13 protein-coding genes, 1 pseudogene and 1 riboswitch are annotated in these 15,608 nt (G+C 58.8%); of the genes and pseudogenes, 9 read left to right on the forward strand and 5 right to left on the reverse strand.

Annotation, left to right across the window (positions count from 1 at the left end):
• The first annotated feature begins 81 nt into the window (after nucleotides 1-81).
• Nucleotides 82-1,014 carry a LysR family transcriptional regulator gene (locus ACSQ36_RS36315; RefSeq protein ID WP_436185813.1) on the forward strand — a complete coding sequence of 311 codons (933 nt, stop codon included), beginning with the start codon at nucleotides 82-84 and terminating at the stop codon, nucleotides 1,012-1,014.
• A gap of 1,029 nt (nucleotides 1,015-2,043) precedes the next feature.
• Nucleotides 2,044-2,147: riboswitch (glycine riboswitch) on the reverse strand.
• A 542-nt stretch (nucleotides 2,148-2,689) separates the two neighbouring features.
• Here the strand turns inward: ACSQ36_RS36315 and ACSQ36_RS36320 are convergent.
• From ACSQ36_RS36320 to ACSQ36_RS36335, 4 genes and pseudogenes are all read right to left on the reverse strand, one after another.
• Nucleotides 2,690-2,881, reverse strand: a complete 192-nt coding sequence (locus tag ACSQ36_RS36320; protein ID WP_436185814.1) for a hypothetical protein — start codon at nucleotides 2,879-2,881, stop codon at nucleotides 2,690-2,692.
• Nucleotides 2,841-3,038, reverse strand: a pseudogene (locus ACSQ36_RS36325) (sensor histidine kinase); the annotation flags it as partial. The pseudogene ACSQ36_RS36325 and the gene ACSQ36_RS36320, both read right to left, overlap by 41 nt.
• Nucleotides 3,011-3,400 carry a tautomerase family protein gene (locus tag ACSQ36_RS36330; RefSeq protein ID WP_436185815.1) on the reverse strand — a complete coding sequence of 130 codons (390 nt, stop codon included), beginning with the start codon at nucleotides 3,398-3,400 and terminating at the stop codon, nucleotides 3,011-3,013. The pseudogene ACSQ36_RS36325 and the gene ACSQ36_RS36330, both read right to left, overlap by 28 nt.
• Before the next feature lie 46 nt (nucleotides 3,401-3,446).
• Entirely contained in the window at nucleotides 3,447-3,863 is a 417-nt protein-coding gene (locus tag ACSQ36_RS36335; RefSeq protein ID WP_436185816.1) for a MarR family winged helix-turn-helix transcriptional regulator, read from the reverse strand.
• Between the two features lie 210 nt (nucleotides 3,864-4,073).
• On the opposite strand from ACSQ36_RS36335, the gene ACSQ36_RS36340 reads away from it, so the two are divergent.
• The 8 genes from ACSQ36_RS36340 (at nucleotide 4,074) to ACSQ36_RS36375 (ending at nucleotide 14,810) form a co-directional block, all read left to right on the forward strand.
• On the forward strand, nucleotides 4,074-4,340 hold the full coding sequence (locus tag ACSQ36_RS36340) for a hypothetical protein (RefSeq protein ID WP_213766191.1): 267 nt from the start codon (nucleotides 4,074-4,076) through the stop codon (nucleotides 4,338-4,340).
• 105 nt (nucleotides 4,341-4,445) lie between these two features.
• The gene (locus ACSQ36_RS36345; RefSeq protein WP_436185817.1) at nucleotides 4,446-6,578 is read left to right on the forward strand and encodes a phosphocholine-specific phospholipase C; all 2,133 of its coding nucleotides are present in this window, start codon (nucleotides 4,446-4,448) and stop codon (nucleotides 6,576-6,578) included.
• A 1,317-nt stretch (nucleotides 6,579-7,895) separates the two neighbouring features.
• The gene (gene thrS / locus ACSQ36_RS36350) at nucleotides 7,896-9,119 is read left to right on the forward strand and encodes a threonine--tRNA ligase (protein WP_436185818.1); all 1,224 of its coding nucleotides are present in this window, start codon (nucleotides 7,896-7,898) and stop codon (nucleotides 9,117-9,119) included.
• Between the two features lie 325 nt (nucleotides 9,120-9,444).
• A complete protein-coding gene (locus tag ACSQ36_RS36355; protein WP_213766194.1) occupies nucleotides 9,445-10,179 on the forward strand; it encodes a GntR family transcriptional regulator in 735 nt (244 codons plus the stop codon).
• Nucleotides 10,179-11,216, forward strand: coding sequence for an ADP-ribosylglycohydrolase family protein (locus ACSQ36_RS36360; RefSeq protein ID WP_436185819.1), 1,038 nt, complete (start codon nucleotides 10,179-10,181; stop codon nucleotides 11,214-11,216). Before ACSQ36_RS36355 ends, ACSQ36_RS36360 begins: the two co-directional genes overlap by 1 nt.
• A gap of 72 nt (nucleotides 11,217-11,288) precedes the next feature.
• Nucleotides 11,289-12,728, forward strand: coding sequence for a purine-cytosine permease family protein (locus tag ACSQ36_RS36365; protein WP_436185820.1), 1,440 nt, complete (start codon nucleotides 11,289-11,291; stop codon nucleotides 12,726-12,728).
• A complete protein-coding gene (locus ACSQ36_RS36370; RefSeq protein WP_436185821.1) occupies nucleotides 12,725-13,672 on the forward strand; it encodes a PfkB family carbohydrate kinase in 948 nt (315 codons plus the stop codon). The genes ACSQ36_RS36365 and ACSQ36_RS36370 overlap by 4 nt, the downstream gene beginning before the upstream one ends.
• A gap of 100 nt (nucleotides 13,673-13,772) precedes the next feature.
• Nucleotides 13,773-14,810, forward strand: coding sequence for an NADP-dependent oxidoreductase (locus tag ACSQ36_RS36375; RefSeq protein ID WP_436185822.1), 1,038 nt, complete (start codon nucleotides 13,773-13,775; stop codon nucleotides 14,808-14,810).
• 56 nt (nucleotides 14,811-14,866) lie between these two features.
• Here the strand turns inward: ACSQ36_RS36375 and ACSQ36_RS36380 are convergent, their stop codons facing one another.
• On the reverse strand, nucleotides 14,867-15,457 hold the full coding sequence (locus ACSQ36_RS36380) for a GNAT family N-acetyltransferase (RefSeq protein ID WP_436185823.1): 591 nt from the start codon (nucleotides 15,455-15,457) through the stop codon (nucleotides 14,867-14,869).
• Between the last annotated feature and the right edge of the window lie 151 nt (nucleotides 15,458-15,608).

The raw sequence follows: 15,608 nt of genomic DNA on the forward strand, positions 1-15,608 counted from the left end.
TATTCTCGGCGGTCTTGCTTTATGATGGAAATGATTTAATTTACTATCATTGATTAAGCTTCGTCATCATTGATTGCGACCATGAACCTCGATCTTGCCCTCCTGCGCGCGTTTGTTGCTGTCACGGAAGCTGGCGGTTTTACCAAGGCGGCGCGACGACTGAACCTGACGCAATCCGCGATCAGTCACCAGATACGGCGGCTTGAAGAAGAAGTGGGGCGGCCGCTTTTATATCGCACCACGCGCAGTCTGACCCTGACTGAAGATGGCGAGGATTTCTTGCGTTACGCGATGCAAATCCTGAATGCAATGGACGCGGTTACCCAGCGTTTTCAATCTTCGCCGGCTTCTGGTGTTGTCCGTTTTGGAGCACCGGATATTTTCATGGGAGAACGGTTACCGGTTCTGCTGACGCAATTCTCGCGCGCATTTCCGAATGTTCGGCTGGACGTGAGCGTGGGCATGAGCCTTGATTCGCAGGCGATGGTTGCCGCGCACGAACTGGATCTTGCCGTGGTGCTGTGCGTGGGTTCGGAGGCAGATCGGGATGCTGACGGTATCGTGTTGCGGCGAACGCGGTTCGTCTGGGCGGCGGCCGAGTCGTTCGAAGCGCGAGAGGGGGCGTCGCTGCCGCTCGCGTTGTTTCCGGCGCCGTGTGTGAATCGGCGAGTGGCGCTCGAAGCGCTCGATGGCTTGCCGGTGGATTGGCATGTCGCTTTTACATCGTCGAGTCAGTCGGGTATCCGTGCCGCCGTGATGGCGGGGCTTGCGATTACGCCGCTGACACGCGATGACCTGGAGCCGGGCATTGTGGTGGTCGATGAGCAGTATGGTTTGCCACTCCTTCCGGAAGCGGAATTCAGGCTGTTGTGGGGCAAGGGTGAGCCGACGCTTGCCGCGCAGGAGTTTGGACGTCTTGTGCTTGATGCACCGGTTGAGCGTCCGTTGCGAGAAGTTTCGCTCGCGCCGGTGGACGGGTTTGGGGGCGTGGGGAGGGTGGTGCTGGGGTGTTAGTGGTCGGAGTTGATGCCGGGTTGGTGCTTTCAGGGTTAGTGGTCTGCGAGAGTCGGATTTTCTCTTTATCACTATTAGCCACTGTGCGTGGCGGCACGTCATTTCTTTGTCCAAAGCGACAAAGAAACGAAGCAAAGAAAGCGCTTTCAACCACGCTACCCTAAGTGTCCACAGCGTGCAGTTTCTATTCATAGGTGCCCCAAAAGCACGGTGCTCGCCAGAGCGGAGGATGTGTGAACCCCTCCTTCTCCGAACACCGATACCCACACGCTTCGCCACCAGTGATTGAACCTGCCCAAGGGGCACCCCGCGCTATCCGCGGACGACCAACCACCGAATTTGTATGCACGACGGACCACGCCGCCAACCAGCCAAGTAATAAAGCCCCCCAATATGTAAGGCCGCAACCGACGAAAATAACCGTGTAAGCACGCATCCAACTTACCAAAAACTGAAGCACTAAACACGTATCGAGCTGCTAGACATCAAGCTGTGATCCACGAATATGGCCGCGCGAACCAGGTCGCGAACCCATCAAAAAACACGGCCGGCAGAACGCGTGAGGCCGTGCTGGTCCCTTGGCAATGGTGCTTGCCCGAGAGCGTACGGGGCGAAGCGTGTTCATGTCAGGATTCGCGAGAAGGAGGGGTTCAAACATCCTTTGCTCTGGCGAGCACCGTGCTTTTGGGGCACCCATGAATCAAAACTGCACGCTGTGGACACTTAGGGTAGAGCGGTTAAAGCGCTTTCTTTGCTTCGTTTCTTTGTCGCTTTGGACAAAGAAATGACGTGCCGCCACGCACAGTGGCTAATAGTGATAAAGAGAATATCCGACTCTCGCAGACCACCACGGCCGAAAGCACCAACCCGGCATTGACCCCGACCGCTAACACTAAAAACACCAACCCGGCACTACCCCGACCACTACCCCCAGCACTCGTGACGCCGGCAATACCGGCGCCAATGATGACGATTCGCGACATGACAAGGTCCAGATGAAAGTTGGGCATCGCCGGGATTGCCGGCGTCTATGCCCCATCTGTCCGTTTACCTGAGAGTTTCAGTCGCGGCGTTGTACGCACGACATCCCCGTCGGTGGGCGCATTAAAGCGCCGCTCTCCAGATGTTCCTGCTACGCGGTCCTTGGGCCTGAGAGTTTCCGGGGCGGTTGCTCTGCCGGCGCCGTCACCGTGTTCCGTGACAGTCTCTCCCGCGCTAGCGATTAGAACCCCGCCAAGATACCGTCTGATAAGCAAGGGGATCGACTGGGCAGCGGCGCTCGTGACTCATCACTGGCATCGATCGGAAACGCCGGACGCACGTCTTGACGCAGAGCGCGCCGGGCCGTTTTTATAGCAAGGTACTAAGGATACTTAATTATTCTTTGCGAGCCCGAGCCCGAGCCCGAGCCCGAGCCCGAGCCAGTAATGACCCAGCGGTCCGCCCTTCAACAGCGCCTGATTTCTTTAATCTTTCATTTAATACAATTATTTCTTTTTACTTTCATTCCAATATAAAATGCGCTTCCCCTAACAGATTTGGAGCCCGGCATGACCCCTTTTGCGAAGGCAGCAGCTACTTTGGCCGCCTGTATTGGCGCTTTTGCTGTTGTCGTATGTATTGTCGAAGGGCTGGCTGGATAACGCGGGCGCGACCGGGCTCCTACCCGGCGCCGCTAGCGCATTTGCCAGACGCGCAAGTGGAATAGCGGCAAGATGCCATAGACGTAGTCGAACATATCCGACTGAATTTGTTCGTACGATTCCCAGCTCGTCCTGTTCACGAACAGGAACACTTCCAGCGGCAGGCCACCGGTTGGCGGAGCCGTCGCGGGCATAGCGAACGGCGTTATCGATGAGATTGCCACACAGCTCCGCCAGCAATTCCCGATTCCCCATGACCTCGACATCCGTCTCATGCTCGAAACCGAGATCGATATTGCGCGCCCGCGCTACCGGCGACCAGTCGAGCGTCACGCTGTGCGCGAGCGAAAAATTCAGTGATGGTACCGGTACTCCTGCGTGCGGCCGCCGTATCCATACGAAGCCGCCCTGACATCTTCAACATGGATATAGCTCTCTTCATGCAGATCGCCCAATATCCTTCCGAACCCTTCAAAAACAGCCGAGATATACCGTGCCTTCTCGTCCTTTGTATTCGTTTCGTCGGTGATCTTGATATCGAAATAGAAGCTGGATTTTTTCTGCTCGCTTAGCAGCCGGCCACCGATCACCCAGCTATCCGGGTCGATGAATTGAATGGTGATCGCCGTTACCTCGCGCTTCTTGCCCAGGATACCGGAGGTCAGTTCAAGCAACATGTCCGATATGGCCGCAACAGCCTCGGGTGATTTTTCGATGCTTACCTTCACGTTCAAAATCGGCATTTTTTCATCTCCAATTAGTTCGCTATACAACTATTAAGGAAAAAATTCAGTCGAGGCTCGACCGTGCATCTTTCACGCTTGCGACTGTAGTCGCAAAGCGTTTCTCACCTAGTTCAGCCTTCAAACGTTTGGTGACTGCGGCGCTCGCGGCATTCAACTGGTCCTTGATTCGCAATGCTTCGCCAGTCGGATGAATCGCGGTCTCACGTCCGTCGGACGCGGTAACCCGACGCTCGATAAACATCAACTTCTGCAAGCCGTCCAGAGTCCGCGTTGCAGTGGACCGCGAAATGGCGAGTTCAGACGCCAACTCGCTCTGCACGATGCCAGGCTTCGCCAGCACCGCACGCAGCATGAATCCCTGCGGCGGCGTCAGACCAAACGTCTTGTACGCGTTCGCCCACTCGCGCTCGAGGGTTCGCGCAAGTGCCGTTGTGTTGAAGTAGATGCAGTGATCGAACATGAAAACACTCTAGGAGAAAATGATTCGCTATGCAACTAGTTTTCGATTTTCCGATATGCAATGCGAAAGCTAATTGACAGTATTTAGTGTCTCGCCGCGCCTTATCAATCCTTACCAGATATTTCACAAAACTTTCTTGAAGCATCTTCAGACTGGCGTCCGCGATGCAACGAAAACGTTTGCGCGTATCCCCCGACAAGCGGAGACAGCATGAAACGAACCGCGATATTGGCACTAATGGCATCAGCAACGATGGCGCTCACCGCCTGCGGACCAGACGATCAGGCAAGCGTCAGCGACACGCAAGCCTCGGCCAACTCGTCATTGCCGGCCAGCGCCGTCGAGCCGCTCATGCTGGCCGCACCAACCGATGGCCAGGCCGCGAGCAGTCCCATTGCGGCCGCTCAGGCAAGCCTCGCGTTGGATGCGCAGCAGGTCACACCCGTCCTTCATTCCGCGCCTGACGCTTCCGAGTGACGCCGCAAGCGACGCGCTCCAGTGAATAAAAATCCCCATTCCGATCGAGTCCTTCGACCGGGACGGCATTGCTGCACCTATCATGACGCCACGAGGTGAATCAAAATGACGTTGAATAGCCGCCGCCGTTTCTTGCAGACCGTTGCTACTTCAGCCGGCGCCGCCGCCGCGTTGACGGTGTTCCCCGAATCGATTCGCAAAGCGCTCGCCATTCCGGCGTCGCGGCGCACCGGATCGATCAACGACGTTGAACACATTGTTGTGTTCATGCAGGAGAACCGTTCCTTCGATCACTACATGGGCCATATGCGAGGCGTACGCGGATACAACGACCGCTTCCCGATCGCGTTGCCCAGCGGTCAGCCGGTATGGTTCCAGCCGTCGAAGGAAGACCCAACGAAGCCAGTGCTGCCGTTTCATCTGAATACGCTGACGACCAGCGCGCAGTGCATTGGCGATCTGGATCACTCGTGGTATCCGACTCACTACGCGATCAATAACGGCCGTTACGATCAGTGGCCTGCGTACAAGACGGACATGACGATGGGTTATCACCTGCGCAGCGACATTCCGTTTCACTACGCGCTCGCCGATGCCTTCACCGTCTGCGATGCCTACTTCTGCTCGCTCGCCGGCCCGACGCATCCGAACCGCGCGTACCTCATGACGGGCATGGTCGATCCAACCGGCACGCAAGGCGGCCCGCTGCTCGATAACAACGACTATGTGGATGGCGACGGCCCGCCGCAGTATCAGTTGCTCTCGTGGACGACCTATCCGGAACGTCTGGAAGCGGCCGGTATTTCGTGGCAGATCTACCAGCAAGGCCTGACCGGCGCCGACCCGCTGAACGGCAATTACGGCACCAACATCCTGCAGAATTTTGTGAACATCATCAATGCGCCACAAGGCTCTTCACTACAGTTGCGCGCGAACGCCGTGCGTACGATCGACGACCTGAAAGCCGACGTGCTGGCGAACCAATTGCCGCAAGTATCGTGGTTGTGTCCGCCCGCAGCGTACTCGGAGCATCCGAAATACACGCCGGCTTACGGGGCGGAATACACGTCGCAGATCCTGGATGCGCTGACGGCTAACCCCGAGGTCTGGAGCAAGACTGTGCTGTTCATCATGTACGACGAGAACGACGGTTTCTTCGACCACCTTGTGCCGCCGCAGCCGCCCATGTCGCGCTCGCAAGGCTTGTCGACGGTGACAACCGAAGGCGAACTCCATACGGTCGTCAATCCGGGACGGGGTGGCAGCTACACCGCCGACGGCCTGCCGTACGGCCTCGGCCCGCGCGTGCCCATGACGGTTGTTTCACCCTGGACCAAGGGTGGTTTCGTTTGCTCGCAGGTGTTCGATCACACGTCGGTGATTCGTTTTATCGAAACACGCTTTGGGGTGGTGGAGCCGAACATTACGCCGTGGCGTCGCGCGGTATGCGGCGACCTGACTACAGCCTTTGATTTCCGCACGCCCGACGCGCAGATGCCGGTGCTGCCCGACACCAGCAACTACAAGACGATCGCGGACAATCAATGCGCCACGCAACCGGCTCCGACGGTGCCGGCCGTACCTGGCGTGATTGATCCGCAGGAGCCCGGTACGCGCTTCGCTCGCGCGCTGCCCTACGAGTTGTATGTACAAAGCAGTCTCGATGCGGGCAACAAGCAATTTACGCTTCATTTCGCCAATACTGGCTCGCAGGGCGCGCACTTCTATGTCTATTCATCGAACCGTACTGACGGTCCGTGGCGCTATACGGTTGAAGCGGGCAAGACCTTGCGCGACAGCTTCGACATCAACAGAACGGCGGGCATCTATGCGTTCACGGTCTATGGTCCGAACGGATTCGTGCGCGAGTTTGCCGGTACGTTGACGCCACCGGGTAGCGGCAGTGTGTCCAATCCGCCGGCTGACCCTGAACTGGCGGCGCAATATGATGTCGCGAACGGCAATGTGTCCCTGCAGTTCACGAACCGGGGCCGTGGTATTGCGCGCTTATCGGTGGTCGATAATGCCTACGGTGCTCGGCCGCGTCCGGTGTTGGTGCCGTCGTTGGGGTCCATCGAAGAGTCGTGGATTCTTGCCACGAGTCATCATTGGTATGACCTGAGCGTCACCAGCAACGACGATCCGACGTTCTTGCGTCGTCTTGCGGGTCATGTTGAAAACGGGCGGCCCAGTATTAGCGATCCGGCTGCGGTTGCGCCGGTGACTGTGCTGGATTAAGGACGCAGGCGGTTATTTTTCGCTCGCGCCGGTGGACGGGGTTGGGGTTCTGGTGGGTTTGGGGTTCGTGGGCGGGGTGAGTGCTGGGGAGGTCGGGTCTGGGGTTAGTGGTCGGGGTTGATGCTGGGTTGGTGCTTTCGGCGTTAGCGGTCGGGGTCTATGCCGGGTTGGTGCTTTCAGTGTTAGTGGTGTGCCTGAGTCGGATTTTCTCTTTATCACTGTTAGCCACTGTGCGTGGCGGCACGTCATTTCTTTGTCCAAAGCGACAAAGAAACGAAGCAAAGAAAGCGCTTTAACCGCTCTACCCTAAGTGTCCACAGCGTGCAGTTTCTATTCATAGGTGCCCCAAAAGCACGGTGCTCGCCAGAGCCACGGATGTGTGAACCCCTCCTTCTCGCGAATCCTGACACGAACACGCTTCGCCCCGTACGCTCTCGGGCAAGCATGATTGATAAGGAACCCAAATGGCCTAAAGCATATTTACGGTCGCAGTTTTTTGGTGGTTGGCTCCCCGGTCTACGCGACCGTGTTCGTGCGTCACAGGCCGATGCGGATTTACTACTTCAGTTTTTGGTGAGTTTGCTGCGCAGCCTAGACAGTTATTTTCGTTGGATACGGCCTGACGCATTTTGGGGCTCTATTACTTGGTGGGTTGGCGACGAGATTCGTCGTGCATACAAATTCGGTGGTCGGTCGTCCGCGGATAGCGCGGGGTGCTCCTTGGGCAGGTTCAATCACTGGTGGCGAAGCGTGTGGGTATCGGTGTTCGGAGAAGGAGGGTTTCACACATCCTCCGCTCTGGCGAGCACCGTGCTTTTGGGGCACCTATGAATCAAAACTGCACGCTGTGGACACTTAGGGTAGCGCGGTTAAAGCGCTTTCTTTGCTTCGTTTCTTTGTCGCTTTGGACAAAGAAATGACGTGCCGCCACGCACAGTGGCTAATAGTGATAAAGAGAATATCCGACTCTCGCAGACAGCTAACGCCAAAAGCAGCAACCCGGCATCAACCCCGACCGCTAACCCCAGCATTGACCCCGCCCAACCTCAAAACCGACCAAACCCGTCCACCGGCGCGAGCGAAAACACTATTGACTTGGGGACCCAAAGCCCTTTATTGTGTGCCACATGAACTCGCATTTCTCCACCCTCACGACCGCGACTACCACGACCACCTTCTCAGGCGGGTCGTCTGGAGGCCGTGCGCGATAAAGTATCGAGGTGCGTTTTTCAGAAGGCCCCGCCGGAAACGGACGGGGCCTTCTGCGTTTACAGCCCTCCATGCCCGTTACGGCCCTTGAATTTAACGGAGAGCATTGTGGACGATATCGATCATCGGCAGTTAGGTAACAAGCTGGACCTGTTCCATCAGCAGGACGAAGGACCCGGAATGGTGTTCTGGCATCCGCGCGGGTGGGAGCTTTATCGCGTGGTGGAGGATTACATCCGGCGTCGAATGCGAGGCGCCGGGTTTCGCGAAGTGCGTACGCCGCAACTGCTGGCGCGTTCGCTTTGGGAGCGCAGCGGGCATTGGGATAAATTTCAGGCCGGCATGTATTCGGTGAACGGTAGTCAGGACGAAGACCATGAAAGCCACCCCTATTGCCTGAAACCCATGAGCTGTCCGTGTCATGTACAGATTTTCAATCAACGTATTCGTTCTTATCGCGACCTGCCGATCCGATACAGCGAGTTCGGCGCATGCCATCGCGACGAGCCTTCAGGATCGCTCGAGGGATTGAAACGCACGCGCGCTTTCACGCAAGACGATGCTCATGTCTTTTGCACGGAAGATCAGGTGGAAGCCGAGGTAGGGCGGTTTTGCGATTTGCTTCGCGTGGTCTATGCCGACCTTGGCTTTTCGACGTTCCGCGTTCAACTGGCAATGCGCCCGGATCAGCGGGCGGGCGATGATGCGCTCTGGGATCGCGCAGAAGAGACGCTTGCGAAGGCCGCGGCTTCCGCCGGCCTCACGTTCGATGTGCGTCCGGGAGAAGGAGCTTTCTATGGCCCGAAACTCGAATTTCATCTGACCGATAGCCGCGACCGTAGTTGGCAGTGCGGAACAATCCAGCTTGATTTCGTCTTGCCGGATCGTCTTGATGCAAGCTTCGTCTCGTTCGAGAGCGAGCACGTGCGTCCGGTGATGATTCACCACGCGGTCCTGGGCAGCATGGAGCGGTTTATCGCCATGCTTCTCGAGCATCATGAAGGTTGGCTGCCCTTATGGCTTGCGCCTGATCAGGTGACGGTGGCAACGGTGTCTGATATCAGCGTGGGTTATGGACAACGCGTGATGGACTTGCTTGACGAAGCGGGACTAAGGGCGGTGTTCGACGACAGGCCTGAGCGGCTTGAACGGAAGATCGTCGATGCACGCGAACAGCGGATCCCCATATTTATCACGGTGGGCGCACGCGACCAGCGCGACGAGACGGTGTCGCTGCGACTTCGGGACGGAACGCAAAACACCTTCCCGATACACGAGGGCGTTGAACACTTGCGTGAGATGAGCCGGACGCCCGCGAAAGCCCGATCGTAAAAATAGGGGAGGAACTGCGACGGGCTCTGTCCCTGACACGCGCTTGCCGCGCACCTCGCCGCCCGGCCGCCATCTGGCACGGCCCCAAGGGTTTCCCCTTATCAATTCCCGCTTGACCATCACAATATGACGTCTTAAATTATGTACATGTTCCTACATGTTCTTTTTAAAGGTTCATAAAAAGAACAAGCAACTGGGGCTAAGGCGGCGTCGATGATTGAATCTTTCAATCACGCCTCGTGTGCCGTTTTTTAGAAAAACATGTGCATACTTGTGCTTTTTCAGGGACTGGACTTTCCAATCTCATTGGCACAGGAGTCACACCATGGTTAAACGAGCAGTAAAAACCGCAGAGGTCGGGCGCTCGAAGGCACATATGGTTGCCGCCACGATCGAGCAGGACATCCTCACCGGGCGTCTGCCGTTCGGGCAGCAACTCGAAAGCGAGAATGAGCTGGTCGAGCGTTTTGCGGTCAGCCGTAACACTGTTCGCAAGGGGTTGGATCTTCTGACCAGCGGCGGTTTGATTACGCGCAAGGGGGGTATCGGCTCGTTCGTGACGTTCAATGGTCAGGCGATTGACGGGACGCTCGGCTGGACCACTGCGATAGAAAAAGTGGGCGGCGGCGCGCAGACCCGTTTGCTGCAAATCGCGCTGATCGAAGACGAGACGCTTGCGCAGGAGTTGAAGCTTGAGCGCACAGCCTTCGTGGCGATCGACCGGATGCGCGTGATCGGCGCCGACGCTGAGGCGCAGTGCATTTCGCTCGAACGCAGCCGCTTGCCGTTCAACGACGACCTCGCGGCGTTGCCGCTGGAAGGGCTGGTGGGCGGCTCGCTGAACCGGACGTTGATCGAGCACGGCATGGTGCCGCATCACGGCGAACAGTGGGCCGAAGTGGTCGGCCTGGAAGCGGCCGATGCACGCTTGCTCAAGCGTCGCGCCGGCACCTCGTTCCTGCGTTCGCGACGGCTCACGCGGGATCGGGATGAACGGATTATCGAGTATGTCGTGAGCTTGCTGGACCCGGCTTTTTTTGCACTACACCTGGAATTCTGATGTCTTCGTCTTTGCTTTTGAATCACCCCACATTGGCAGATCGCGCACGCGGCGCCTTCTATGGTCTTGCACTCGGCGACGCGTTCGGCATGCCGACCCAGGCACTCAGCCGCGAGCGCATCGTCGAGCAGTTTGGACGGATCGACAAGCTGGAAAACGCGTTTCCGGATCAACCGATTGCGCCGGGTCTTCGGGCTGGCTCCATCACTGACGACACGGAACAAGCGGTCCTCGTTGCGCATTTGCTGGCCGATGGCCACGGCAAGATCGAACCGATGGCGTTTGCGCATGCGTTGATCGAATGGGAAGCGTCCATGAAGGCGCGCGGTTCGCTCGATCTGCTCGGACCATCGACGAAACAGGCCATCGTGCGCATTGCCGCCGGTGAAGACCCTCTGCGCACGGGCCGTTTTGGTACGACCAACGGCGCAGCCATGCGCGTGACGCCAGTCGGGATTGCGTTCGACCTGAGACGCCATGACCAGTTTATCGATGCCGTCGTGCAGTCGTGTGTCGTGACGCATAACACCACGCTTGGCATTTCGAGCGCAGCGGCGGTGGCGGCAGCGGTATCGGCCGGACTGAACGGCGCGAGCCTGGTTGAAGCGCTGGAAGCCGGCATTTCGATGGCCGAGGCTGCCGACAGCCGTGGCTTCTGGGTGGCGGGCGGGCGCATTGCGCCGCGCATTCGCCATGCCCGTGAGCTGATGCGCAATTGCGCCGGGCACGAGGTGGCGGACACGATCTACGACGTGATCGGTACGTCGGTGGCATCGCAGGAATCGGTCGTGGCGACCTTCGCGCTGGCCTTTGATTTGGATACACGTGACAGCACGATCGAAGCCGCCCTGGGAGCTGCAGCGAGCCTGGGCGGCGACACCGACACGATCGCCGCCATGCTTGGCGCGATCCTCGGCGCGTGCGCGGGTTACGACGCGTTGCCGGCCGGTCCCATCGAAACCATTCGACGTGTGAATTCGCTCGATCTCGAGCCGCTGGTCGACCGTTTGCTTGGATTGCGTGCCGCGGCTGCCTGACGCGCTTTAACGTGCTTTAACGCATTTTTCGCAGCACCCCGCTGTACCCTTTAATCTGGAGATCGGACTCAGATGGCTTCGTCACGCACGTCAAACAGCGCTCGCCGGGTCGAGACGCGTGGTATCGAACCTGTACCGGAAGGCGAATGTCATGGGCATCCGCTGCAGCTTTTCTGGGTCTGGTTCGCCGCCAACATCAGCATCCTTGGACTGCCGCTCGGCGCGACGCTGGTTGCTTTCCAGCATCTCGCGATCTGGCAGGCGGCGCTTGTCGCGGTGATCGGCGCGGCGGGATCGTTTGCGATCGTCGGCGTGATCTCGATTGCGGGGCGGCGCGGGCATGCGCCGAGTCTCACGCTGTCGCGTGCGATCTTCGGCGTGCGCGGCAACATTGGGCCGACCATCGTCTCGCTGTTGTCACGGCTCGGCTGGGAGACCGTCAACACGACCACCGCGGCGTACGTGCTGCTGTCGCTTGCAACCATCGTGTTCGGCACGCCCGCTGAAGCCAGGAACGCACCGGTACTGACGCTCGTGTTTATCGCCGTGTTCGTGGTGCTGACGTTGATCGTGTCAGGGCTCGGTCACGCTACGCTGCTCGTGATCCAGAAATGGTCCACCTATGTCTTCGGCGTGCTCAACTTGCTGGTGGCCGGCTTTCTCGTGACGGCGATCGACTGGCATGCTGTGTTCAACGCGACGCCCGCGCCGTTGAGCGCAGTCATCATTGGCATTGGCACGATTGCAGCAGGTACGGGGATTGGCTGGGCCAATGCGGGCGCCGATATGTCGCGCTATCAGGCGCCTACGGTGAAGGGACCGGCGCTGGTGGCATCGGCTGCGTTCGGCGCGGGCATTCCGCTGATCCTTCTCGTCACGCTGGGCGCGCTGCTGTCGGTTGGCAACGATCATCTCGCATCGGCCACGGACCCAATCGCCGCGATCCGCGAAATGTTGCCACCATGGATGGCTATTCCATACCTGATCACTGCGTTCGGCGGTTTGCTGCTGTCCAATTACCTGTCCGTGTATTCGGCCGGTTTGACGACACTCACGCTTGGCCTGAAGGTGAAGCGCGTACAGGCGGTGGTGGTAGACGTCGTGGTGATCTTCACGGGTTCGATCTACTTCATGCTGATTGCCGGGAGCTTCTATGGTCCGTTCATCGGTTTCATTTCACTGCTGGCGGTGCCTATCACGGCGTGGGTCGGTATCTTCGTGGTGGATCTGATTCATCGTCAGGAATACTCCCCGGCCGACTTGCTCGATGTCTCTCCGCGTAGCGCGTACTGGTACAAAGGCGGCATTGAATGGCGTGCGTTCGGTACGTGGGCACTGGCGATCGTGCTTGGTTTTTGTTTCATCTCCACGGGTGCGATCCACGGCATATTCGCGGACTCCTGGTTCGGACGTAACGGCCTCGGATGGATCGTGACGTTCGTGGTGGCCGCAGGCATGTATGCGCTTCTGGGCGGCGCGCGCGGTGCGGCCAAACGTTGGAAGACAGCATGACGCAAAGAGACTCACAGCAGCCATCGAGATTGATTCATACGGGGCAGGTGATTGTCGATCTGGTCATGCAGATCGATACGCTGCCCGCGCCCGGTGGCGACGTGCTTGCGCACAACGCAAGCTTCGAAGTAGGCGGCGGTTTCAACGTAATGGCGGCAGCGCGGCGCAGCGGCATGCGCGTGGTGTATCCGGGCGGTCATGGACATGGCCGTTTCGGCGACATGGCGCGCCAGGCGTTAGCGCAGGAAGGCGTGGAGATTGCGGGGCCGGAGGTCGCGGACCGGGACACGGGCTTGTGCGTCGCCATTGTCGATGCATCCGCCGAGCGCACGTTCGTCTCGCACATGGGGGCGGAAAGCGTGCTCGATCGACACGTGCTTGATGCGCTCTCGGTGAACGCGCGCGATATTGTTTATGTCAGCGGTTATAGCCTGATGCTTGCGGACAAGGGCGCTGTGCTTGTCGACTGGCTTGAGCATTTGCCTTCTGAAACGCGCGTGGCTTTTGATCCGGGACCGCTTGTCGATGCTATCGATGCAACGTTGCTTGCGCGCATGCTGGCCGTCGTATCAATCTGGACGAGCAACCGGGTTGAGGCGTTGCGTTTCGCCAATACCGACAATTTCGATGCAGCGTTCGACTCGATCATCGCGCGGTTAAGAACCGGCGCGCTCGCAATCGTGCGCGATAGCGCTTCCGGCTGTCATCTGCGCGTGGGGGAAACACGCGACCATGTGCCGGGTTTCGCAGTAAAAGCGGTCGACACCAATGGTGCCGGCGACGCTCACGCGGGCGTGTTCCTGGCCGTGCTTGCAACTGGCGCCGACGCACGAACGGCGGCTCGTCGCGCGAACGCTGCGGCGGCGATTGCGGTGACGCGCTATGGACCGGCAACGTCGCCGGATGCGTCGGAAATCGATGCGTTCATTGCATCGGTTGCTTAGGCGAATCAAGCGAATCCCCCGCGTCTGAGCGCTCGACAAAGCGCGATTGCGCCCGCGCGTATATGCTCGGTTTCCCCGCGATGCATCCTGGAGAAACCGCATGACCTCAGCTACCGCTCGACAAATCGTGTTGGCCTCGCGTCCCACGGGCGGCCGTGCCGCACTCTCTGATTTTCGCCTCGAAGAAGTGCCCATGCCCGTGCCCGGTGAAGGGCAGGTGTTGCTGCGCATCGACTATCTATCGCTTGATCCGTACATGCGCGGCCGCATGAACGAAGCACGTTCTTACGCGAAACCCGCACAGATCGGCGAGGCCATGCCCGGCGAGAGCGTGGCGACGGTGGTCGAATCAAACGACGCAACGCTCCCGGTCGGCGCCCAGGTACTCGTGAACGCGGGCTGGGTCAGCCACGCGGTGGCCGATGCCCGCAACCTGAGTCCGTTATCCGCAGAGGGTATTGCAACGCGCGCTTATCTGGGCGTGCTCGGCATGCCGGGTTTCACGGCATATGCCGGCATGGCGGCGATCGGCAAGCCTAAGCCTGGCGAGACGGTCGTGGTCGGTGCGGCAAGCGGCCCGGTGGGCTCGCTCGTGGGTCAGCTTGGCAAGATCGCTGGGGCCCGCGTCGTGGGCATTGCAGGCGGTGCGAAGAAGTGCAGCTATGTGGTGGACGAACTTGGCTTCGATGCCGCCATTGACCATCGTGCGCCCGACTTCGCCGACCAGTTGGCGAATGCATGTCCCAAGGGTATCGACGTATATTTCGAGAACATTGGCGGCGCGGTGTGGAAGGCTGTGCTGCCTTTGCTCAATCAATACGGCCGGGTTCCCGTCTGCGGATTGATGGCGCAGACGTCGGGCAACAACGCTGACGCCGACGATGGCCTCGCCGCGACCATGCGCGCGATTCTTACGCGCAGCCTGACGGTGCGAGGTTATATCAACTACGAGTTCCTGCCTGGGTATCGGGATGCTTTCCTGCTCGATGTCGGCGGCTTTTTGCGTGCCGGTCAGGTGAAGCATCTGGAGGATGTCACCGTGGGATTGGAGAACGCACCGCAAGCGTTCCTCGATATGATCGACGGTCGTAATTTCGGCAAGGTGCTGGTGCGGGTGGCTGAGGAAACGAACGTCTGAGCGGAAGTTCTTAAACTCATAATCCGGCGACGGTCCGCTCCACCGCATCTCATCACTCAATCTTTCGGGTTCACCAGCGAGGTCAGAACGTGATCCGCCCATTGCCCATCGATCTTGAGATACGCCTTGGCCAGCCCTTCATGCTCGAATCCGAGGCTGGCCAGCAGACGCCCGCTGCGATCATTCTCCGGCCGATAACTCGCCATGACACGATGCAGCCGATACGCATCGAAGATAAAACCCAGCGCTGCGGCGAGCGCCTCGCGCATCAGCCCGCGTCCCTCGTAATGCTGGTCGATCGAATAGCCGAGATGACACGCCTGAAACGGCCCGCGCACGATATTCGTGAAGTGGCAGTCGCCAATCAGCGCGTTGCGGCGTTCGCTCGCGAAAATCAACAGATGCAGCGCAGTGCCGGCGGCCATCGCGTTTTCCATTAACGCCATGCGTTCATTCGCGGCCTGCATTGTGAAGAAGGAGTCTTCTCGCAACGGCTCCCAACGGTCGAGATGCGCGCGATTGGCGAGCCGGTAGATCAGCAGCGCGCCGGTGTACTGACTGCTGGCCGGACGCAGCACGACACGCTCCGTTTTCAAGCCCTCCGGCGGGAATTGCGCCGTGGCGCGGTTCTCGGCTTCGATTGCCATAAGCGGTAACTACGCCTCCTTGGTCGTGTTCAACGGCAATGCAACATTGAGACAACGACAATACAGCGACGAATTAAAGCCAGCTTTTCGTATGATGAAAAGAGGCAATAATTCCCTAAGCAGTGCGTTGGACGGTGTCGTTTTCCGTCAC

Origin of the sequence: Caballeronia sp. LjRoot34, assembly GCF_964253815.1 — a bacterium.
Classification (GTDB): Bacteria; Pseudomonadota; Gammaproteobacteria; order Burkholderiales; family Burkholderiaceae; genus Caballeronia.

What these genes read in the sequence shown, in the direction of transcription:
- ACSQ36_RS36345 (WP_436185817.1), top strand. Translation starts at nt 4,446, where the DNA reads ATGACGTTGAATAGCCGCCGCCGTTTCTTGCAGACCGTTGCTACTTCA.
- ACSQ36_RS36330 (WP_436185815.1), bottom strand. Translation starts at nt 3,400, where the DNA reads ATGCCGATTTTGAACGTGAAGGTAAGCATCGAAAAATCACCCGAGGCT.
- ACSQ36_RS36380 (WP_436185823.1), bottom strand. Translation starts at nt 15,457, where the DNA reads ATGGCAATCGAAGCCGAGAACCGCGCCACGGCGCAATTCCCGCCGGAG.
- ACSQ36_RS36370 (WP_436185821.1), top strand. Translation starts at nt 12,725, where the DNA reads ATGACGCAAAGAGACTCACAGCAGCCATCGAGATTGATTCATACGGGG.
- ACSQ36_RS36335 (WP_436185816.1), bottom strand. Translation starts at nt 3,863, where the DNA reads ATGTTCGATCACTGCATCTACTTCAACACAACGGCACTTGCGCGAACC.
- ACSQ36_RS36315 (WP_436185813.1), top strand. Translation starts at nt 82, where the DNA reads ATGAACCTCGATCTTGCCCTCCTGCGCGCGTTTGTTGCTGTCACGGAA.
- ACSQ36_RS36365 (WP_436185820.1), top strand. Translation starts at nt 11,289, where the DNA reads ATGGCTTCGTCACGCACGTCAAACAGCGCTCGCCGGGTCGAGACGCGT.
- ACSQ36_RS36340 (WP_213766191.1), top strand. Translation starts at nt 4,074, where the DNA reads ATGAAACGAACCGCGATATTGGCACTAATGGCATCAGCAACGATGGCG.
- ACSQ36_RS36355 (WP_213766194.1), top strand. Translation starts at nt 9,445, where the DNA reads ATGGTTAAACGAGCAGTAAAAACCGCAGAGGTCGGGCGCTCGAAGGCA.
- ACSQ36_RS36360 (WP_436185819.1), top strand. Translation starts at nt 10,179, where the DNA reads ATGTCTTCGTCTTTGCTTTTGAATCACCCCACATTGGCAGATCGCGCA.
- ACSQ36_RS36375 (WP_436185822.1), top strand. Translation starts at nt 13,773, where the DNA reads ATGACCTCAGCTACCGCTCGACAAATCGTGTTGGCCTCGCGTCCCACG.